Below are 21305 nucleotides of genomic sequence, written 5' to 3'. Positions count from 1 at the left end.
CTTGGTTGGGCTGAGGCGCTGGCGGGCGGTGGACTCCGGCCGGTCGAGGGCGACTGGGCCAGACCGCTCGGCATCCGGCTACACAGCACTGGGCGTTCGCAGACGCCCTCATTCCAGAGCGCGTGACCGTGTTGCAGCGCGGCCGGGAGCGCCGGCGGGCACGGCAGCGGCACTGTGCGTGGTGCGTTGGGCTGCCGCGGCGAACCGCAGGACTCCGCGGCAGGTGAGCTGGCGGCGCGGCGGCCCGAATTGGGGCGGCGCGAGTCAGGTGGCGGGGCAGTCGGCGATCTGGATCAGGGTGCCACTCTCCTTTCTCGTGACCAGCTGGGCGCGGCCCGGCGGCAGAGTGGCGAAGCGCACCTTGCCCAGGGCCAGGCTCTCCTCCCGGTCGCCCGACATGAGCAGGACCGGCGACGCCAGCTCGCGCAGGCGCTGGAGGACCGGCTCGAACAGGGCGCGCCCCACGCCGCCGCTGTGGCGGGCGACGATCAGGTGCAGGCCGATGTCGCGGGCCTGGGCGAGGTACGGCAGGAGCGCCGCAAGAGGGTTCCCCGCCGCGGTCGGCACCAGGTCGTAGTCGTCGACCAGGACGAAGCACTGCGGCCCCGTCCACCAGGAGCGGCGGCGCAGCTGGTCCTCGGTCACGTCCGGTCCGGGCAGGCGCCGCTGCATGTAGTCGGCGACCGAGCCGATGAGGTCCACGGTCTGTTGCGTCCCCGTCCCGTACCCGATCAGATGCTCCGTCCGCACCGCCCCGAGCAGGCTCCGCCGGTGGTCGATCAGCACGATCCGCGCCTGCTCCGGCGTGAACCGCGTGCTGATCGAGGTGGCGAGCCCGCGCAGCAGGGTCGACTTGCCGGACTCGGCGTCGCCGAAGGCCAGCAGGTGCGGCTCGCCCGCGAAGTCGATGCGCACGGGGAGCAGGTTGGACTCGTCGATGCCGATCGGCAGCGCGAGCGGGTTCTGCGGGTCGGCGTCGTCCGCGATCGCCGCGAACGGTACCGACGCGGGCAGCATCCGCACCGGCCGCGCCCGCGCGCCGGTCCAGGCGGAGGCGACCGCCGTCACCAGCTCGCCGGGCTCGCCCCCGTTCAGCTGCGGCTGCGCCACGAGCAGGTGCAGCCCCTCCGGCGTGATCCCGCGCCCGGGCGCCTCGTCCGGCACGCCCGCGGCCGCCTTGCGCGGGGCGATCGAGTCCGCGCCGTCGCCGAGGCGCAGCTCGATCCGCGCGCCGAGCAGGTCGCGGAAGTTGGAGCGCAGGTCCATCCAGCGCGGGGCGGAGACGATCACGTGGATGCCGTAGGCCAGCCCGCGCGCCGCGATGTCGTACAGCACCGTCGCGAGCTCCTCGTAGTCGTTCCGCAGGCTCACCCAGCCGTCGACGACCAGGAACACGTCGCCCCAGCCGTCGTCGGGACTCCCGGCGCCGCCGGCCGCGCGCCGCCGCCGGTAGGTGGGCATGCCGTCGATCCCGGCCGCGGTGAACTGCTGCTCGCGCGCGGCGAGCAGGCCCGCGACCTCGCCGACCGTGCGCCGGACCCGGTTGGTGTCCAGGCGCCCCGCGACCCCGCCGACGTGGGGCAGCTCGCGCAGGCCGGCGAGCTGGCCGCCGCCGAAGTCCAGGCAGTACACCTGGATCTCGACCGGTGTGTGGGTGAGGGCCAGGGTCATGACCAGCGTGCGCAGGGACACGGACTTGCCGCTGCGCGGCCCGCCGACCACGGCGACGTGGCCCTGGGCGCCGTCGAGCCGGAACCACAGCACGTCGCGGCGCTGCTCGAGCGGGTTGTCGACGAGCGCGACCGGCAGGTGCAGGGCCCCGTGCAGCTGTGGGTTGGCGACGGTCAGCCCGCGCGCCGGGTCCGCGGCCAGCGGGCCGAGCAGGTCGTCCAGCGGCGCGGCGGCGGCCAGCGGCGGCAGCCACACCTGGTGCGCGGGCACGCCCCGCCCGGCGAGCCGGTCGACGACGATGTCGAGCAGGCTCTCGCCCTCGGGCGCCTCGGCCGGCTCCAGGTCGGGCCTCGGGGCCGTCGGCGCGGGCACGTACTGCGTGCCATACCGCATCACCCGCGCCGGCCCGTCGCCGCCGGACACCGCCGCGACCCGGCCCGCCCGCCGCCAGCGCCCGCCGACGTAGGCGCCCTTGAACCGGGTCAGCGGCTCGGTGCCGGACTTGAGGATGCCGTGCCCGCCGGGCTTGCCCGGCAGCTCGTACGCGTCCGGCACCCCCAGCACCGTGCGCGACTCGAGCGACGTGAAGGTGCGCAGGCCGATGCGGTACGACAGGTGCGTGTCCAGACCTCGCAGCCGCCCCTCCTCCAGCCGCTGCGAGGCGAGCAGCAGATGGATGCCCAGCGACCGGCCAACCCGCCCGATCTGGACGAACAGGTCGATGAACTCGGGCTTGGCCTCCAGCAGCTCGCTGAACTCGTCGACGACGACCATCAGGCTCGGCAGCGGTGCGAGGGGGGCGCCCCCGGCCCGGGCCCGCTCGTAGTCGCGGACCGAGTCGTAGTCGCCCGAGCGGCGCAGCACCTCCTGGCGGCGGATCACCTCGCCGGTGATCGCGTCGGTCATGCGGTCGACGAGGAGCAGCTCCGAGCGCAGGTTGGAGATGAACGCGGCCACGTGCGGCAGCCGGTCCATCCGGGCGAAGGTCGCGCCGCCCTTGTAGTCGATGAGCACGAAGTTGAGCGTCTCGGACGAGTGCGTCGCGGCGAGGCCGAGCACCATCGTGCGCAGCAGCTCCGACTTCCCCGAGCCGGTCGCCCCGATGAGCAGCCCGTGCGGGCCCATCCCGTCCTCGGCCGACTCCTTGAGGTCGAGGTCGACCGGCTGCCCCTGCGGCCCGACGCCGATCGAGATCCGCAGCCGGTCGCGGTGCGGTCGCGGCGCCCACGTCTCGGCGATGTCCAGGCGCTCCGGGTCGCCGATGCCCAGCAGGGACGGGAAGTCGAGGTCGGTGCGAGCCTCGCGGCCGGCGCCGCTCTGCTGGTCGGGGCCGGCCGCGACCGCCAGCCGCAGCGGCGCCAGCAGCCGGGCGATCGCCTCGGCTTCGGCGAGGTCGAGCGCGTCGAGGACCCCGATCGGCGGCTGTGGCTCGGCGATGTCGTTGTCGGCGGTGATCGTGGTGAGCCGGCCGCCGGCCGCTTCGAGGACGATCGCGGACCGGTCGAGCAGCCGCGGCGGCTCCCGGTCGAGGTCGATCAGGGTCACCCCGTCGATGCCGCCATCGGTGCCCAGGTGGGCACTGCCGGACAGGTCGCCTCCGTCGAGCACCACCACGATGTGGGGGGCGGCCGGTGGACCGTCCCGCTCGGCGTCGAACCGGCCGCGGCTGCGGAGCAGGTCGTCGAGGCGCTGCTCCAGCTCCTTGGCGGTGCCGGCGACGAGGCGCACCGGCCCGAGCGCGTCGGTGCGGGTGGGGTGCAGGGCGTGGGGCAGCCACTTCGTCCACTCCCACCACTCGCGCCGGTCGGGCCCGGCGCAGACCGCGACGAGCAGGTCGTCGGGGGCGTGGAACACCGTGAGCTGGGCCAGGATCGCCCGCGTGAGCGCCCGCGCCGGATCGTGCTCGCCGATGAGCCCCGGTCCGGAGCCGACGCGCAGGTGGATGCGGGCGAAGCTGCGCAGCGAGACGGCCACCGGCAGGTCGGGGACCACCGAGTAGGTGTCCAGGAACCGCCGCAGCGCGGCCGCGGTCATCGGCTCCAGGTCGTCCAGCGGGCGGGTCGCCGGCGGGACCAGCGGGGTGGCCAGCGTCTGCGGCCCGGTGGCGACGCGCACGATGGCGAAGTCGCCGTCGCTCACGCGGCGCTCCCACAGGCGGTAGCTGTCCACCGACGACCAGAGCGAGTGCGGGTCGGGGTGGCGGTAGTGCAGTCCGGTGCGCTGCGTGCTCGCCGTCGCGCGGACCTGGCGGCGCAGGTCGGCGAGGTGGCGCAGGTACTCCCGCCGGGCCGCGATCATCTCCGCCTTCTTCGGCGGGCCGGCACCGGTCGACGTGAAGAGCATGCCGAGCGTGGAGAAGCCGAAGATGGCGCCTATGACATAGGAGTAGGTCCCGCCGTCGCGCCCGGCGAACAGCAGGGCCGTCGCGATGGTGCCGGTCAGCATCGGCACGACCTGGATCATCTGCTGCCAGCGTGAGGCCGGGGCCGGCGGGATCTCCGGCGGCGCCGGCACGACGACCTGCCCGCTCGGGATGTCCGGAGCGGGTCGGCGCGGGGATCGCTTCACGACGACCGTGGTCACGCCGGGAACTCTAAGTGAGGGGTACGACACTTTTCGCCCCTGTCCCATCGATCGTAACGGCTTCGTCACGCTGTGGAGTCGCAGCGCGCACCGGGCCCCCGCGCCGCCAGGGATCGTGATAGATCTATGGCCATGGCAGCTGCCGCGGCCGGTCTGGCCCGCATCACGATCAACGCGCCCCAGCGGCGCGTCGATGTTGCGGTGCCTGATGCGGTACCACTGGCAGAACTGCTTCCCGAGCTCCTGCGGCACGCGGGCACCGGGCTTGCCGACGATGGCGAGCGGCACGGCGGCTGGCTCCTGCGGCGGCCCGACGGCACCACGCTGTCGGCCGCCGCCGGGCTCGCCGGGCAGGGCGTGCGCGACGGCGCCGTGCTGCATCTGGTGCCGGCCCGCACCGGCTGGCCCGAGCTGGAGTACGACGACGTGGTCGAGGCGATCGCGGTGGGCGCCCGGCGCCAGGGCGTGCCGTGGAGCCCGGCCGCGACCCGGGCGACCGCGATCGGGGTCGCCGGCGCCGGCCTGCTCGTCGCGCTCGTCGCGATCATGCGGGCCGACCTGCCGCCGGTCGCCGCGGCGGTCGCGGCCGGGCTGGTGCTGGCGGGGATCGCGGCGTCGCGGGCGTACGGTGACGCGCTGGTCGGCGCGGTCCTGGCCGCCTACGCCCTGCCGTTCGCGGCCGCCGGCGGCTGGCTGGCGGCGCCCGAGCCCGCGACGGGGGCGGCCCGCACGCTGCTCGGGGCCGTGGCGCTCCTGCTCGCCGCGCTCGTTGCCGCCGCCGGCGTCGCCCACCTGCTGCGGCTGTTCGTGGCCGGCGCGACCGTCGGCGTGCTCGGCTCCCTCACCGGGCTGCTCGCCACCGCGACCCGCCCGGCGGCCGCGGCGGCGGTGCTGCTCGCCGTGCTCGTGGCGGGCGTGGCCGGGCTGCCGCTGCTGGCCATCCGGCTCGGCAAGCTGCCCATGCCGATCGTGGCCACGCCGGCCGACCTGTCGCCGGGTGGGCGCGCATCGGCGGCGGACCGGGCCCGGATCTTCGCGGCCGTCGCGCGTACCGACGAGATGCTCACCGGGATGCTGTTCGGGTTCGCGGCCGCGGGGGTGGGTGGGTCGCTGGTGCTCGCCCGGTCCGGGGACGTCTCCGGGGCCGCGCTCGTGGCGGTGGCCGCGGCCGCGCTGCTGCTGCGGGCCCGCACGTTCCTGACCGTGCGGCAACGGTTGCCGCTGATCGTGACCGGGGTGGCGGGTTTCGCGCTGCTCGCGCTGTTCGTCCGGTTCGACGTGCGGACTGTGGCGGCGGTGGTACCCGTGGTCGCGTTCGTGGTCGCGGTGGCGGGGGTGCGCGCGGCGGTTCGGCCGGTGTCGCCGTACACGGGGCGGGCGGCGGATCTGCTCGACACCTTGTGCGTGGTGGCCGTTGTGCCGCTCGCGTGCGCGGTGCTGGGCTTGTACGGCCTGTTCGGTTAACCTACCGATAAATCGGCTTTTCAATGCGAAAGCGCCCGGTGGACTACAAACCGGGCGCTCGCGGGGGGTTCGTTGGTCAGCTGAGCGGGCGGGCGATCGGGGCTACGCCCGGGTCGTGGTACGTGCCCTCGGCGATCGCCTCGGTGTAGCGGCGGCGGGACTCCTCGATCTCCGCCTCCGCCTCGACGCGGCCGACCCAGGTGGCGCCCTCGACGCTCTTGCCGGGCTCCAGGTCCTTGTACACCTCGAAGAAGTGCTGGATCTCGAGGCGGTCGAACTCGCCCAGGTGGTGGATGTCCCGCAGGTGCTCCAGGCGGGGGTCGTCGGCCGGTACGCACAGGACCTTGTCGTCGCCGCCCTTTTCGTCGGTCATGCGGAACATGCCGATCGCCCGGGAGCGGATCAGGCAACCCGGGAACGTCGGGGACTGCACGAGCACGAGCGCGTCCAGCGGGTCCTCGTCCTGGCCGAGTGTGCCCTCGATGTAGCCGTAGTCGGCCGGGTACTGCGTGGACGTGAACAGCGTCCGGTCCAGCCGGATCCGGCCGGTCGCGTGGTCAACCTCGTACTTGTTGCGCTGACCCTTGGGGATTTCGACCGTGACGTCGAAGTCCATCTGACGACTCCTCACCCTCGCACCGCTGCGCCGACCACTAGTCTCGCGTACGGCACGGCGGGGCGATACGGGGAGGGTCAGATGGCGAGGGAAACACCACAGCGGGGCGGCCGGGCCGGCTTGATCGCCGCCGTCGTCGCGCTGGTCGTGGCGCTCGGCGCGGCCCTGGGCTCGGTTTTCGCGGGTACCGAGATCGTCAACGGGCTCGGCCTGGCCGGTGGGCAGAAGACGCACTGGACCGGCGGGACGGAGCCGGCCGCGCCGTCGCCGGTGCTCGCCGCGATGGATACGCAGGCCCCGATGCCGAGTGAAGGCGGGGTCACCTCGGCGCTGAAGCCGCTGCTGACCGTGCCTCAGCTCGGGCCGCACATCACCGCGTCGGTCGTGGATGTCTCGACCGGGCAGACGGTGTACTCCTCCGAGCCCGACGCCGCGATGACCCCCGCCTCGACCACCAAGCTCGTGACCGCGGCGGCGGCGCTGGCGGCGCGCGGGCCCGCGTACCGGATCGCGACCAGGGTCGTCGCGGGTGCCCAGCCCGGCGAGGTCGTCCTCGTGGCCGGCGGCGACCCGACGCTCGCGGTCTTCCCGACGTCGTACTACCCCGGCGCGGCCCGCATCGACGACCTCGCCAAGCAGGTGAAGGAGGCGCTGGGCGGTCAGGCGCCGACGAAGGTGATCTACGACGTGAGCATCTACACCGGCTCCGGCATCGGGCCGGGCTGGGACGCCGACGCGACCACCGGCGGGTCCGGCGCCGTGATGACGCCGATCATGACCGAGGGCGGGCGGCAGAAGCAGCTGAAGTACGCGCAGCGGTACTCGAAGCCCGACCTGCAGGCGGCCCAGGCCTTCGCCAGCGCGCTCGGGGTACCGACGAATGCTGTGACCGCCGGCAGCGCCGCGCAGGGCGCGAAAGAACTCGGCAAGGTGGAGTCCGCACCCATGTCGCGCATGGTCGAGTTCATGCTGCAGGAGAGCGACAACGTGCTCGCCGACGCGCTCGCGCGCCAGGTGGCGCTGGCCAAGAACCAGCCTGCCTCGTTCGAGGGCGGGGCGGCGGCCACGAAGAGCGTGCTGGAGGAGCTCGGGCTGCCGGTCACCGGCTTCGGCCTGGCCGACGGCAGCGGCTTCTCGCGCAGCGATCGGCTCTCTCCGGCCCTGCTCACGGCCGTGCTGGCGATGGCCGCGCGGGCCGACCGGGCCGACCTGCACTCGATCTTCAGCGGGCTGCCCGTCGCCGCGTACTCCGGGACGCTCACCCTCCGCTTCCTCAAGCCCGACCAGGGCGGGGCGGCCGCCGGGCTGGTGCGCGCGAAGACCGGCACGCTGACCGGGGTCAACTCGCTGGCCGGCGTCGTGGTGGACGCCGACGGGCGGACGCTCGCGTTCGCGTTCATGGCCGACCAGACCACGAACGCCGACCAGGCGGTCGTCGCCCTTGACAGAGTTGCCGCAGCTCTAGCCGCATGCGGGTGCCGCTGAGCAGTGCCGCGGTCACGCTGCGTCGATCAGGGTGTACTCAGGGTTCGCAGCTCCCGCGGCGGTGGCCCAGCGCGGGTACGGTTGGTCCATGGCGCAGTTCGTCGATTGGGATCTGGCCGCAGCAACCGCCGCGGCGCTGGGCAAGAGCGGCCCCGCGGTTTCGTACGAGGCAGCCGCGGACGCCGTCACCGACCTGCGTGGCCTGGCTGAAGAGGCGTCCGGGCACGTCACCGAGTTCACCGGCCTGAAGGCCATGATCCAGGGTCCGCCCGTGCGCGTCGTGGACCGCCGCGACTGGGCCGCCACCAACATCGCTGGGCTGCGCGAGGTCATCCAGCCGCTGGCCGAGCGGCTCGCGGGCGGCAAGCCACCGGGCGCCATCGTCGGGGCCATCGGCTCGCGGTTCACGGGCGTGCAGGCCGGAACGGTGCTGGCGTACCTGTCCGGCAAGGTTCTCGGGCAGTACGAGGTCTTCTCCGCCGACCCCGGCCAGCTGCTGCTCGTCGCGCCGAACATCGTCGAGGCCGAGCGCAAGCTGGGCGCCGACTCGCGCGACTTCCGGCTCTGGGTGTGCCTGCACGAGGTCACCCACCGCGTGCAGTTCACGGCTGTGCCGTGGATGCGGGGGTACTTCCTGGGAGAGGTCGGCGCCTTCGTCGACGCGTCCCAGCTCAACCAGGACCAGCTCGCGGAGCGCGTACGCCGCGGCGTGAGCGCGCTCGCCGACGTGGTCCGCGACCCCGACAGCCGCGTCTCGGTGCTCGACCTCGTCCAGACGCCGGGCCAGAAGGCGGTGCTCGACCGCCTCACCGCGCTCATGACCGTCCTCGAGGGCCACGCCGAGTTCGTGATGGACGGCGTCGGCCCCGACGTGGTGCCGACGGTCGAGGAGATCCGCTCCAAGTTCAACCGCCGGCGCGAGGCCGGCAACCCGCTCGACCGCGTCCTGCGCAAGCTGCTGGGCGTCGACGTGAAGATGCGGCAGTACGCGGAGGGCCGCAAGTTCGTCCACGCCGTCGTCGAGCGCGTGGGCATGCAGAGCTTCAACCGCATCTGGCAGTCGCCGCTGACCATCCCGCGGCTCAACGAGCTCGGCGACCCCGACGCCTGGATCGTGCGCGTCCTGGGGGCGAGCGCGCTGAGCCGCTCGGTCGCCGTGACGCCGTCGGCCTCGCTCGCGGCCCCGATGCCGGGCGCGTCGTCGAGCGTCGAGGAGCCGCCGGGACCGGTGCCGACGGTGCCCGAGCCGCTGGAGGAGGCGCCGGCGGAGGCGGGCGTCGCGGAGCCGACCGAGGTGGCGGGCCTGACCCCGGAGGAGTCCACGGTTGTGGTGGCTCCTTCGGTTGTACCGCAAGAGGCTTCGGAGTCCGAGCCGTCCCCCGCCGCGACCTCCTCGGCCGCGACTGATTCGGACAGCGACGATTCAGCTGCCGGTTCGGACGGGGACGAGCCGGCCGAGATCGAGCCGGGTGCCGCGGCGGAGACGACGACCGGGCATGCGGGGGAGGCCCCCGAGCCGATCGGCGCCTTCGAGCCGGGCGAGGCCATGAGCGTCGCCGAGACCTCGGACCCGGAGGTGGCGGAGCACCTGACCGACACCGGCCCGACCCCGGTCACCGACGCGGCCGCGGCCGACGAAGACGACCAGGGGCCGACCAAGCCCGCCCCCGGCAGCGCCTGATCGGGTGGGGGCGCTGGCACCGGCGGTTGCCGCCGTACGCAATGCGGTGCGGCGCAGCCTTTCGGGCTCCGGCGTCCCCGATTCCGGCGGGTTGACTCCGGGCTCCCGGTCCGCGGCGTCCGGGGGTTCCCCGCGGGCCCTGTCCTCGGCCACGGCGATGGCCGCCCAGGACCACTCGCCGCCGGCCGGGAGCCCGGCTACCGCCGACTCGGTGCCTGTTTTCGAGGCCGAGGGCGGCGCTTTGTCGCGTCGCGCCGCCGGAACGCTGCCGGGCGGTAGGTCGCAGCCGGGCGGCGGGGCGCAGGACGGCGGACCGCGCTCGGGCCGTGAGGCGCAGGACAGAACGCGCTCGGGCCGTGAGGTCGAGGGCGGCGGGCCGTTGAGCGTTTCCGGGCCGGCGGATGCGCAGGGTGGCGCCGGTGGGGTCGGGGCGCTGCGGATCGGCGGGGAGTTCGCCGGGGCCGGGGTTGCCGCTGGGGACATGGTGCTCGTGGCCTGCTCCGGTGGGGCGGACTCGTTGGCGCTGGCGGCGGCGGCGTTGTTCGTTTCGCGGCGGATGGGGTTTCGCTGCGGGTTCGTGACCATCGACCACGGGCTGCAGGACGGGTCCGGGGAGCGGGCCGCGGACCTGGCGGACTGGGCCCTCGATCGCGGGTTTGCGCCAGTGCAGGTGCGCACGGTGCGGGTCGGGGGCGGCGGGGGGCCCGAGGCCGCGGCCCGGGAGGCGCGGTATTCGGCGCTCTCGGCGGCGGCCGTCGAGCTCGGGGCGGCGATGGTGCTGCTGGGGCATACGCGGGACGATCAGGCGGAGACGGTACTGCTGGCGTTGGCTCGTGGGTCCGGGCCGCGCGGGCTGGCGGGCATGCCCGAGCGGCGGGTGCGCAACGGGGTGCTCTTCGTCCGGCCGCTGCTCGATGTCGGGCGGGCCGAGACTCGGGCGGCCTGTGGGGCCGAGGGGCTTCCGGTCTGGGAGGACCCGCACAACGTCGATTCGGCCTTTGCGCGGTCTCGGCTGCGGCCGTTGGTGGCCGCGCTCGGTGACGGTGTTGTCGGCAACCTTGCCCGGACCGCGCGGCTCGTGGGGGCGGACTCCGCGTATCTCGACGGGCTGGCCGCCGAGGCGCTGGCGCGGGCGCTCGACGAGCGGGGTGGGCTGGCGGTCGGCGAGGTGGAGCGGATGCCCGGGCCGATCCGTACGCGGGTGCTGCACGCCTGGGCGCTCCGGCTCGGGGCGCCGGGGACGGATCTTTCGCATCGGCACGTCGATGCGCTCGACGCTCTGGTTGTGCGGTGGCATGGGCAGGGGGCGGTCGCGCTGCCCGGTGGACTGTTCGTGTCGCGAGCGGGCCCGGACTTGAGGGGTGTCGGCGGCGCCGGTTAGGTGATCTGCTGCTTGGGTCGCCGGAACCGGATGGTGGGGAGCGGGCTCATGGGGTACGACATCCAGCGCTCTTCGGTTTTTGCTCCTCGCGGTGTGGTCGCCACCAGTCAGGGGCTGGCCGCCGGGGCGGGGCTGGCCGTGCTGCGGCGCGGGGGGAACGCGATCGACGCGGCCATTGCCACGGCCGTTGCGCTCACCGTGGTGCAACCCGGGTCCAATGATATCGGCGGTGATCTCTTCGCGCTGGTCTGGGACGGGGAGCGGCTGCACGGGCTGAATGCGTCCGGGCGGTCGCCGGCGCTGCTCACCCGGGAGCTCGTGCTCGATCGGGGCGCCTCGGCGTCCGACGGGCTCGGTGGGGATCAGGGTGAGGCCGGGGTCGCCATGCCCGCGCGCGGGTGGTTGCCCGTCACGGTGCCGGGGGCGCCCGCTGGGTGGCGGGATCTGCATGCGCGGTTCGGGTCGTTGCCGTTCGCGGAGCTGTTCGCGGACGCCATAGCGTACGCCGAGCATGGTTACCCGGTGTCACCCCGCGTTGCCGCCGGGTGGCGGGTCGCGGCCGAGCGGGTCTTTCCGGGGCTCGACGGTCCCGAGTTCGCCGAGTGGGGGCGGGTGTTCACGGCCGGTGGGCGGGCGCCGCGCGCCGGGGAGCGGTGGCGGAATCGTGACGCGGCCAACACGTTGCGCCTGATCGCCGGTACCAACGGTGACGACTTCTATCGCGGGGCCATCGCGGACGCGATCGTCACGCACGCCGAGCGGACCGGCGGGCTGCTGCGCGCGGCGGACCTGGCCGCGCACGAGTCGCTCTGGGTGGAGCCGATTTCCGTGTCGTACCGCGGGCACGAGGTCTGGGAGCTGCCGCCCAACGGGCAGGGGATCGCGGCGCTCATCGCGCTCGGTGTGCTGGACGGCTACGAGGAGTCGTCGCTGCACGAGCAGATCGAGGCGATCAAGCTCGGGTTCGCCGACGCGCACGCGTTCGTCGGCGATCCGGGGGCGGGCGGGCCGGTTCGGGAGCTGCTCGATCCGGGCTATCTGGGCGGGCGGCGGGCGCTGATCGGGGGGACCGCCGGGCGGTACGGGGCCGGAGAGCCGGCGAGGGGCGGGACCGTGTACCTGTGCACGGCCGACTCGGCGGGGCGGATGGTCAGCCTGATCCAGTCGAACTACATGGGGTTCGGCTCGTACGTGGTGCCGCCCGGGACCGGGTTCGGGCTGCAGGACCGCGGGGCCGGGTTCGTGCTGGCCGGCGGGCACCCGAACGTGGTGGGGCCGGGGAAGCGGCCGTTCCACACGATCATCCCGGCTTTTCTGACCAGGGGTGGCGAGCCGGTGGGGCCGTTCGGCGTGATGGGCGGGCACATGCAGCCGCAGGGGCACGTTCAGGTGGTCCTTTCCACCGTGGACGGGCGGCTCGATCCGCAGGCGGCGCTGGACCGGCCGCGGTGGTACTGGCACCGGGGGATGGACGTGCTGGTCGAGCCGGGGCTGGCCGGCGAGGTGGACGGGCTGCGGCGGCGCGGTCACGCTGTGTCGGTGGCGGCGGAGCCGGACGTGTTCGGGATGGGGCAGGCGATCTGGCGTACCCCGGCCGGGTACGTGGCCGGTTCGGAGCCTCGCGCGGACGGGTCGGCGATGGGGTACTGACGGAAAAGCCGCAGGGAGACAGGTCTCTCATTGGGTGACCCCGCCTCGATCCGGCCGCGCCGATAGTGCACGCTTGTCGCATGGCCGACGGCACCACCTGGCATTCGTCCGACATCGACCACGTCATCGTCAGTGAGGAGCAGATCCGCGAGAAGACCGCGGAGCTGGCCAAGCAGGTCGCGGCCGATCACGCCGACGCCGAGTCGGTCCTGCTGGTGGGCGTGCTGAAGGGCGCCGTCATGTTCATGGCGGACTTCGCCCGGGCGCTCGGGCGGGTCGGTCCGCCGGTCGAGCTCGAGTTCATGGCCGTTTCGTCGTACGGCCAGGGGACGACCTCCTCGGGCGTCGTGCGGATTCTGAAGGACCTCGACCGGGACATCGCCGGGCGGCACGTCATCGTCGTCGAGGACATCGTCGACTCCGGGCTGACGCTGTCCTGGCTGCTCAAGTACCTCGAGAGCCGCTCCGCGGCCCGGGTCGACGTCGTCGCGCTGCTGCGCAAGCCCGACGCGCTCAAGGTCAACATCCCGGTGCGGTACGTCGGATTCGACATCCCGAGCGAGTTCGTCGTCGGCTACGGGCTCGACTACGCCGAGCGCTACCGTGACCTGCCGTTCGTCGGAGTGCTGAAGCCGTCGGTCTACGGACGCGGCTGACCAGCACTTTTGAGCACACTTTCCTGAGAGTCTGCTGAGAGCACCGCGTCCCCGGCCGACGCCGATCCGCGACTGTCGGTGTCACGGTGTACCGTCAAATGGTCGCAAGCGTCAACTGAGCCCATACCTTTGGCGGCGTTTTCGGCACCGCGTCGGAAAGTGGGTCCGACGCGGCAGACGGCCTTACGGATGGAGGGGCCGGGCGCCGTGTGCGTCCGACGACAACATGGAACGTACCCGTTTGTTCCGCCGGCCGGTGGTCTGGATCCTTCTGGTGATCATCGGTGCCATCGTGCTCAGTTCCTTCTTCACTTCCGGCCCGAGCTACACGAAGGCGGACACGTCCGTCGTGCTCGAGCAGCTTCGCAGCGGCAACGCGAAGAAGGCTGTGATCCAGGACAAGGAGCAGACGCTCAACCTCGATCTGCGCAACAAGATCAAGGTCAAGGGCACGGATACCAACAAGATCCAGGGCCAGTTCTCCTCGGAGAGCGCCGATGATCTGCAGAACGAGCTGAGCACGCTCAAGTCCGAGAAGAAGCTCGACGAGTACAACGTCAACGTCACCCAGGACAATATCTTCATCAGCCTGCTGATCAACCTGCTGCCGATCGCGGTGCTGGTGGTCCTGCTGCTGCTGTTCATGTCGCAGATGCAGGGCGGCGGCTCCCGGGTGCTCAACTTCGGCAAGTCCAAGGCGAAGCTCATCTCCAAGGACACCCCGAAGACGACGTTCGCCGATGTCGCCGGCTCGGACGAGGCCGTCGAGGAGCTCCACGAGATCAAGGACTTCCTGCAGGCTCCGGCGAAGTATCAGGCGCTCGGCGCGAAGATCCCGAAGGGCGTGCTGCTCTACGGGCCGCCCGGCACCGGTAAGACGCTGCTCGCGCGGGCGGTCGCCGGCGAGGCCGGTGTGCCCTTCTACTCGATCTCCGGCTCGGACTTCGTCGAGATGTTCGTCGGTGTCGGTGCCTCCCGCGTCCGCGACCTGTTCGAGCAGGCCAAGGCCAACGCGCCGGCCATCGTGTTCGTCGACGAGATCGACGCCGTCGGCCGCCACCGCGGCGCCGGCATGGGCGGCGGTCACGACGAGCGCGAGCAGACGCTCAACCAGCTGCTCGTCGAGATGGACGGCTTCGACACCAAGGGCGGCGTGATCCTGATCGCCGCGACCAACCGGCCCGACATCCTCGACCCGGCCCTGCTGCGCCCGGGCCGCTTCGACCGGCAGATCGCGGTCGACCGGCCCGACATGGAGGGCCGCAAGGCGATCCTGCGGGTGCACGCCAAGGGCAAGCCGTTCACGCCCGACGTCGACCTCGACTCGGTCGCCCGGCGCACGCCCGGCTTCACCGGTGCCGACCTGGCCAACGTGATCAACGAGTCGGCGCTGCTGGCCGCCCGTAACGACAAGCGGGCGATCACCAACGACTTCCTCGAAGAGGCCATCGACCGGGTCATCGCCGGCCCGGAGCGGCGCACGCGGGTGATGAGCGAGCATGAGAAGAAGGTCACCGCTTACCACGAGGGCGGTCACGCGCTCGTCGCTTGGGCGCTGCCCCACTCAGCGCCGGTGCACAAGGTGACGATCCTGTCCCGCGGCCGCTCGCTGGGTCACACGCTGGTCCTGCCGACCGAGGACAAGTACACCCAGACGCGCTCCGAGATGATCGACACACTGGCGTACGCGCTGGGCGGTCGCGCCGCCGAGGAGCTCGTCTTCCACGAGCCGACCACCGGCGCCGGCAACGACATCGAGAAGGCGACCGCGCTCGCCCGGTCGATGATCACGGAGTACGGCATGAGCTCCAAGCTGGGCGCCATCAAGTACGGCACCGGCGAAGGCGAGCCGTTCCTGGGCCGCACCATGGGCCACGAGCGGGACTACTCCGAGAAGATCGCCGCCGAGATCGACGGCGAGATGCGCTCCCTCATCGAGATCGCGCACGACGAGGCCTGGGAGATCCTGGTCGAGTACCGCGATGTCCTCGACAGCATCGTCGAGGAGCTCATGGAGAAGGAGACCATCTCCCAGGCGGACATGACCCGCATCTGCGCCCGCGTCGTCAAGCGGCCGCCGATGGCGCCGTTCAGCGGCAACGGGCGTCGCCGGCGGGCGTCGGCCGAGGCCGGCGCGAACGGTTCCGAGGTCAGCCAGCCACGTGGCGACGACCACGTCCGCATCGGCGGTGGCGAGATCCCGGACGGCACACACTGAGCGAGTACAGCGGCACCGAGCCCGACACCGAAAATGGTGCCGGGCTCGTTGTCGACCGGGAGCTGGATCACGTCGCGGCCCGCCTCGTCAGCGGCAGGCTCGGCGGGGTCGAGGTCGAGCACACCGTCGACCTGAGGCGCATCGAGGATGCGGTACGTGAGATCCTCATCGCGATCGGTGAGAACCCCGATCGCGACGGGCTGCGCAAGACCCCGGCCCGCGTCGCGCGGGCCTATGCGGAGCTCTTCGCCGGGCTGCGCGTCGACCCGGCCCAGGTGCTCAGCACGACCTTCGAGGCCGACCACGAGGAGCTCGTGCTCGTGCGCGACATCGAGGTCCAGTCGATGTGCGAGCACCACCTGCTGCCGTTCCACGGGGTCGCGCACATCGGGTACATCCCCGGCACCGACGGCCGCATCACCGGGCTGTCGAAGCTGGGCCGGCTGGTCGAGGTGTACGCGCGCCGGCCGCAGGTGCAGGAGCGGCTCACGTCGCAGATCGCCGACCTGCTGATGGGCCAGCTCAATCCGCGGGGCGTCATCGTGGTCATCGAGTGCGAGCACATGTGCATGTCGATGCGCGGCATCCAGAAGGGCGGCTCGCGCACGATCACGTCGGCTGTGCGGGGCCTGCTCCGTGACGACGCGAAGTCGCGCTCCGAGGCCATGGCGTTGATCATGCACAGCTCGGGTCAGTAGCTTCGGGGCCACGGCGGCCGATCATGCGCCGCTCGGGTCAGTAGAACAGGATTACGCCGCCGAACACCAGGATCGGTACCAGGGCCAGCAGGCTTATGACCAGGCCCAGTACCGGGGTTCGGGACGTGGACTTGCGGGTCATGGCGCCGATGGTGAGCCAGCCGAGGCCGAAGGACAGCGCCGGGAGTACCAACGCGCAGGGAAGGGCCAGGAGGCCGGCCCCGGTGAGCTCCTCGCTGGCCATCAGCGCGGGGATCTGGACCACCGCGGCCAGGAGCGCGAAGAGGAAGTAGACGCCGGCGTTGACCCAGACGCGGCGGTTGGACGCGGCCTGGCGGCCCGGCGCCGCCAGCTCCGCCTCAGAGCGCTTCAGGCCCGCCGAGGCCATCCGGAGGGCCAGCGACACCCTCCCTGGTACCGACTCCGGCACGGGCGGGCTCAGGGGGCTTACGACGCCCGTTCCGACGAACCCGCCCGGGCCCGACACGGGGATGCCGCTGACGCGGTTCGGCACGCCGCTGACGGGGACCCGCGGGATCGACCCGGTGTTGTGCAGGCTCGGCGGGATCGGCGGGGCACTGCGCGGTACAACCACCGGATAGCCGCCCGTGGAGGACCCTCCGGCCCTTGCCACGGCGGGTGTTCCGGGCATGGCCGACGTCGGCACTCCGGAAACGGGCGGCGCCCCGCCCGGCGGCCACGGCGGCGCGCTGACCGGGGTCGTGAGGATGCGCCGGCCCGGCGGCCACGTGCCGCCGGTGAGCGCGGCCGGCGGCGGGGGCGGGGCCATGGGCGCGCCGCGGCGCGGGTCGGCGGGCTGCGGGCCCGAGGTCAGCGCGGCCTGTGCGGCCTGGATCTCCGGCCACGCGGGGCGCAGCTCCAGGGGCCGCCCGCCCGCCTCGCCGGCGACCTCGGACAGGTAGGCCTCGTGGTGCGCGAGCTTGGCCCGCATGTTCGTGAGGTCCTGCTGGGCCGCCTTGAGCGCGGACTTGTGCTCGGCCACCACCGCGATCACCTCGCGGCGGACGGCGTCGAGGCGCTGGCCGGCCGCCACGTACTCGAGCCAGGCCGTGCGGCTCGGCTCGCCCACCGGCACCGGCGGCGCCGTCCACGGGCCGCTCAGCTGGGTACAGACGCGGCGGACGAGATCGACGGGCGGGTCGGGGTCGAGGTACACGGGGGCGTTGAGCCGGCTCGGACCCGTACCGGTGCCGGAGAACGTGGTGCCGGGCGGGTCGCCGACCCACGCGTGCGGGTTGCGGATCGCGATCTGGGTCGCGTGCGGCAGCGGCGCCTGGGTCGTCTCCTGCGTCAGCGGCGGCGGCGGCCACCCCGCGGCGATCAGGTGCAGCCGCCCGGCCGGCCCGGCGTGCGCGAGCTGGGCGATGCGAGCCAGGTCGCGGCCCTCGGTGAGCTCAGGCAGCGAGGCGATGACGATGAGCAGTGTCGGAGCCGGACCGTCGGTACGCGCGGCAATCCAGCGCTCGCCCTCGTCGAGCACCTTGCGCAGGCCCTCGGCGTCGGACGCGGGCCGCGGCATGATCGCATCGATCCCGGTGAACCAGTCGAAGGTGCCACCGTCGACCACGGCGTCGATCGCCCGGATCCGCACCGAGCCGGGCGGGGACGAGGAGAGCAGGCGCAGCACCAGACTCCGCAGCAGCCCGCCCACCCGAGCGTCCCGGGCATCGGCGTCGATCGCGATGTGGCCGGCCCGCAGCAGGGGCACGATCACGGGGAACCGCGCGTCATCCAGCGGGTGAGCCTGCCCCACCCGTACGAAGGTGGGCGGGAGGGGACCGCCGAGCGGGGTCGTGGGCGCCAGGGCATCGAGCTGCGCGCCGAGCCAGCCGGGCGCGAGCATCGCCGCGTTCGCACGGAGCCCGGCGGCCAGGTCGTGCTGCTCGGCGTACTGCTCGGCGGGGGCCGCATTCGGGGAGTACTGCTCGAGGATCGGCCCGGCGGCGGCGACCAGCGCAGCGGTGTGCCGATGTTGCACAGCCGCTCGCTCGATCCGTGCCCGCAGGCGTGCCACCGTGCCCCTTCCGATCCAAGCAGATGCGGGAACGGTAACGCAGACTGCCATTCCCGTCAGCAGGCGCCATGGGAGTCGTACGTTGTCGCAGGTAGCCGGGTCGCCGTTGATCTGCTGTTCGGGTGGGTCGGCGCGGGAGGGTGCTCGGGGGGCGCTGGGCGGCTAGCCTCTCGGGTGTGGAGCCATCGATTCCTAACGACCCGGGTGTGGAGCGGGGGCGGTCGATTCCGTGGTCTCGGTCTGGGTCGGGGTCGGATGAGGTTCTCGAGGGCGAGATCATTGAGAAGGGGGCGCCGATTGGGCGTCCGCGGACTGGGCCGCCTCCGCCACCGGATGCTCCGCCGCGAAAGGCTCGCCGGCCGGGTAAGGTTCGCCGCACGATCCTTTGGACGCTGCTGGGCATCGTCGTGTCGGCCTGTCTCGCGGGTGGCATTACGGCGTACGTGTTCTACAACAAGGCTGCCGAACCCGACCGGGGCAGCCCGACGGTCACTCTCGTGCAATATGTGGACGTGCGGTTCAACAGTCGGGACGCGATCCGAGCGTCTGACTTTGAATGCTCCTCTCCGAACCTGAAGGCGATCGATCAGGCGCTCGACGAAATCCGTGCACTGGAGGCGAAATACAGCATCGCCATCACAGTGTCTGCGTCGGATCTGGCGCCGTCGGTCAGCGGTGAATCGGCGGACGTCAAGGCAACCCTGAATGTGGCCATACCCGAGAACAATGGCGCCACTTCAGTCCAACTCCAGAAGTGGTCGTTCCACTTTGTCGACGCTCGTGGCTGGCGAATTTGCGGCGCGCAACGCCTGAGTTGAATCACTCCACCCAGAGGAGGTGTACCGGCACCTCCATGGTTTTCGGGGCCTGCCCACTCCACGCCCACCGATACCAGTCCACCTCCCGGCAGACCCGAACGCAGATGTCGCCCTCAACCCCGTTGTACGCCTCGGTCACGGCCCGCAAATCCCGCTGATCCCCGCCAGTCTTGTCGTCCGGCCCAGGTACTCGAACCATCCGCAACCCCGAGACGCGCGGAACCTCCCGAACCCGCCGAGGCACCCGAGCCGGCGGCGCGTCCAGCGAAACGAGGGCCAGGTCAGCCCCAGACGGCGGCGTCACCGAGGTCGACACGCGCTCGACCCACACGCGTTCCAGCGGCACGAGCGGCGCGAACACCTCGGTCTGCTCGGACTCGGCGCGGTACCACTCCTGCTCCGGCAACGCCGGCACAAAGGTCCGGCTCGCCTGCACGATGGCGTCGTCGACGCGCAGGTCGCCTCGCCAGCCCAGGCCCGGCAGGCCCACGACCGCGCGCAGGCCGCGCAGGCTGCGCACGCCGGCCGCGGGCACGAGCTCGATCCCCGCGGGCGTACGTTCGGCGCCTCCCGCCAGTAAGTCCCAGTCGGGAAAGTCCGAGTCCGAGCTCACGGTTTGACCCCCAGCGGCGCGCCCATGCGCTGCATGAACGGCACGGGATCGATGGCGCCATTGTTGCTCGGATCGCTGTTGATGTGCACCTCGAAGTGCAGGTGCGGCCCGGACGAGTGCCCGGTCGTGCCCGAGAGGCCGATTTCCTGGCCGGGCGCGACGTGCTGCCCGATTGTCACACTGGGCTGTTTGATCATGTGGCAGTACCGTGTCAGCAGCCCATTCGCATGCTGGATCTCCACGTACCAGCCGCACCCGAGCACGGAGGGCGAGCCGTCGCGCCAGCAGCCCCATTCGGTCCCGTTCGCGAGGTGGGCCTGGCAGCGGACTTTCACCACGAGCCCGGCGGACGCGGCGCGGATGACCGTGTTGCGCGGCACCATGAGGTCGACTCCCTGGTGGGTCGGGCGCGAGGCGGTACGGAATCCGGAACCCACCTCCCCGTTGACCGGCGCCGTCCACCCGGACGCCGCGATCTGCCCGGCCGCGGCGCACATGAGCTGGTTGGAGTCCCCGACCGCGCGCGCCGCCCCGCCGGTGAGCGAGTTGACGACGGTGCTCGCGAGCGCCTCGTGCTTGGCGTACGCGTTCGGGTACGCGCTGCGCTGCACCTTCTGCGCCGCGCGCGTGAGGCTCAGCTGCTGCCACCCGGGCACCTGGACGAGCTTCTCGTAGAACTTCCGCGTGGCGTACTGCGGGTCCATGATCTGCTCCGGCGTACCCCACCCGGTGCTGGGCCGTTGCTGGAACAGCCCGAGCGAGTCGTGGTCGTTGCGGGCCCCGAGATTCGGCAGGTTGTGCAGGCTCGACTCCTGCATCGCGGTGGCGACCGCGATCACCCACCCGCGCGGCGGCACCTTCAGCTCCTGCCCGACCCGGACAATGATTGCCGCATTGCGCACCTGCTCGTCGGAGAGCTCCCGATGATTCGGCAGCGACTTCGCCCCCGCATCGACGAGCTGCCCATTCCCGCACCCGGCGGCGTCATAATCCTGCGTGTTCCGCGCGGCATCCATGAAGAACGCGACCGCCCCGCCCCCGCAGCAGAGCAAAACCAGACCGACGCCGAGAGCGGCCAGAAGTGCCGAACGAAGCCGTTTCTTTTTCGCCGGTACCGCGAAATCGTCGTCGTCATCACCAAGAACGCTCACGACGCCCCCAGCCCCAGCGGCACCCTGTCCCGGAAAGTCGTCATGCGGTCTCCCAGTCCAGCGAGGTGACCAGCCACCGCCCGCCGGACGCCTGCAGCTCGAGCACGATCGTCCCGCCCTGCGCCGGAATCCGCGCAACGGTCGCCGGCCCGACGCTCTGCAGTTGTACCTCTCCGGTGACCGCGTCGGTCGGCACGTCCGCCGGGTCCGTCTCGGCGAGGTCGGCCATCAGCTCCGCCGAAGCGTCCGGCTTCAGCCCGGCCCGCCACTGCTCCCCGGTGATCCCAGGCTTGCGCAGCCACGCCTTGGCGAACCGCTTGGCCACCGTCGTGACGTCGGCGGCCCCCTTGCTCAGCGAGGGCCCAGGCTCGACCGACTCGTCGACCCCGTCATCGCCGAGCGAGGCGTACGGGTCCGCCGAGGTAGGTACCGCTGCAACGGTGGGCCCGAGCGCATCATTGGCCGACGACCCGTCCCCCCGATCGAGCACGGTCCGCCCGAGCCCGACAGCGACAAGAACGACGACAACGAGCACCACCGCGATGCCGTACCGCGTTCCGAGCAGCCGCAGGACCGTACGCATGC

14 protein-coding genes and 1 pseudogene are annotated in these 21305 nt (G+C 72.4%); 9 read left to right on the top strand and 6 right to left on the bottom strand.

What is annotated here, in order from left to right; genetic code table 11:
• Positions 1-264 precede the first annotated feature (264 nt).
• Positions 265-4254 (bottom strand): type VII secretion protein EccCa, encoded by a 3990-nt coding sequence (eccCa, locus tag AB0B76_RS31040; protein ID WP_360382102.1) that lies wholly within the window; start codon positions 4252-4254, stop codon positions 265-267.
• 132 nt (positions 4255-4386) lie between these two features.
• Here eccCa and eccD point away from each other — a divergent pair, with 132 nt between their 5' ends.
• Entirely contained in the window at positions 4387-5718 is a 1332-nt protein-coding gene (eccD, locus tag AB0B76_RS31035; RefSeq protein ID WP_360382101.1) for a type VII secretion integral membrane protein EccD, read from the top strand.
• Between the two features lie 76 nt (positions 5719-5794).
• Here the strand turns inward: eccD and AB0B76_RS31030 are convergent, their stop codons facing one another.
• Positions 5795-6334 carry an inorganic diphosphatase gene (locus tag AB0B76_RS31030; protein WP_360382100.1) on the bottom strand — a complete coding sequence of 180 codons (540 nt, stop codon included), beginning with the start codon at positions 6332-6334 and terminating at the stop codon, positions 5795-5797.
• Positions 6335-6415: 81 nt separating this feature from the next.
• On the opposite strand from AB0B76_RS31030, the gene dacB reads away from it, so the two are divergent.
• The 7 genes and pseudogenes from dacB to folE all read left to right on the top strand — a co-directional run bounded on the left by dacB (position 6416) and on the right by folE (position 16103).
• Positions 6416-7819, top strand: a complete 1404-nt coding sequence (gene dacB, locus AB0B76_RS31025) for a D-alanyl-D-alanine carboxypeptidase/D-alanyl-D-alanine-endopeptidase (protein ID WP_360382099.1) — start codon at positions 6416-6418, stop codon at positions 7817-7819.
• An 88-nt stretch (positions 7820-7907) separates the two neighbouring features.
• A pseudogene (locus AB0B76_RS31020) lies at positions 7908-8948 on the top strand (zinc-dependent metalloprotease); the annotation flags it as partial.
• A 1033-nt stretch (positions 8949-9981) separates the two neighbouring features.
• Positions 9982-10881 (top strand): tRNA lysidine(34) synthetase TilS, encoded by a 900-nt coding sequence (tilS, locus tag AB0B76_RS31015; protein ID WP_360382221.1) that lies wholly within the window; start codon positions 9982-9984, stop codon positions 10879-10881.
• A gap of 48 nt (positions 10882-10929) precedes the next feature.
• A complete protein-coding gene (locus AB0B76_RS31010) occupies positions 10930-12531 on the top strand; it encodes a gamma-glutamyltransferase family protein (protein ID WP_360382097.1) in 1602 nt (533 codons plus the stop codon).
• 80 nt (positions 12532-12611) lie between these two features.
• The gene (gene hpt, locus AB0B76_RS31005; RefSeq protein WP_360382095.1) at positions 12612-13187 is read left to right on the top strand and encodes a hypoxanthine phosphoribosyltransferase; all 576 of its coding nucleotides are present in this window, start codon (positions 12612-12614) and stop codon (positions 13185-13187) included.
• Between the two features lie 226 nt (positions 13188-13413).
• Positions 13414-15405, top strand: a complete 1992-nt coding sequence (ftsH, locus tag AB0B76_RS31000; protein ID WP_360382093.1) for an ATP-dependent zinc metalloprotease FtsH — start codon at positions 13414-13416, stop codon at positions 15403-15405.
• A 62-nt stretch (positions 15406-15467) separates the two neighbouring features.
• On the top strand, positions 15468-16103 hold the full coding sequence (gene folE / locus AB0B76_RS30995) for a GTP cyclohydrolase I FolE (RefSeq protein ID WP_360382219.1): 636 nt from the start codon (positions 15468-15470) through the stop codon (positions 16101-16103).
• Positions 16104-16140: 37 nt separating this feature from the next.
• Here the strand turns inward: folE and AB0B76_RS30990 are convergent, their stop codons facing one another.
• A complete protein-coding gene (locus AB0B76_RS30990; protein WP_360382091.1) occupies positions 16141-18102 on the bottom strand; it encodes a hypothetical protein in 1962 nt (653 codons plus the stop codon).
• Positions 18103-18581: 479 nt separating this feature from the next.
• Between AB0B76_RS30990 and AB0B76_RS30985 the strand changes: the two genes are divergently transcribed.
• Complete coding sequence (locus AB0B76_RS30985) at positions 18582-18956, top strand: hypothetical protein (protein ID WP_360382090.1); 375 nt, start codon at positions 18582-18584, stop codon at positions 18954-18956.
• Between the two features lies 1 nt (position 18957).
• Here AB0B76_RS30985 and AB0B76_RS30980 read toward each other — a convergent pair whose 3' ends face one another.
• The 3 genes from AB0B76_RS30980 to AB0B76_RS30970 form a co-directional block, all read right to left on the bottom strand.
• Positions 18958-19533: a hypothetical protein gene (locus tag AB0B76_RS30980; protein ID WP_360382217.1), complete on the bottom strand. Its 576-nt coding sequence runs from the start codon at positions 19531-19533 to the stop codon at positions 18958-18960.
• Between the two features lie 32 nt (positions 19534-19565).
• Positions 19566-20585 carry a M23 family metallopeptidase gene (locus AB0B76_RS30975; RefSeq protein WP_360382088.1) on the bottom strand — a complete coding sequence of 340 codons (1020 nt, stop codon included), beginning with the start codon at positions 20583-20585 and terminating at the stop codon, positions 19566-19568.
• A 175-nt stretch (positions 20586-20760) separates the two neighbouring features.
• Positions 20761-21303, bottom strand: a complete 543-nt coding sequence (locus AB0B76_RS30970) for a hypothetical protein (RefSeq protein WP_360382086.1) — start codon at positions 21301-21303, stop codon at positions 20761-20763.
• Between the last annotated feature and the right edge of the window lie 2 nt (positions 21304-21305).

This window comes from Dactylosporangium sp. NPDC049140 (assembly GCF_040648435.1).
Note: the sequence above shows the minus strand (reverse complement) of the source record. Positions and strands in the feature narration are given on the sequence as shown.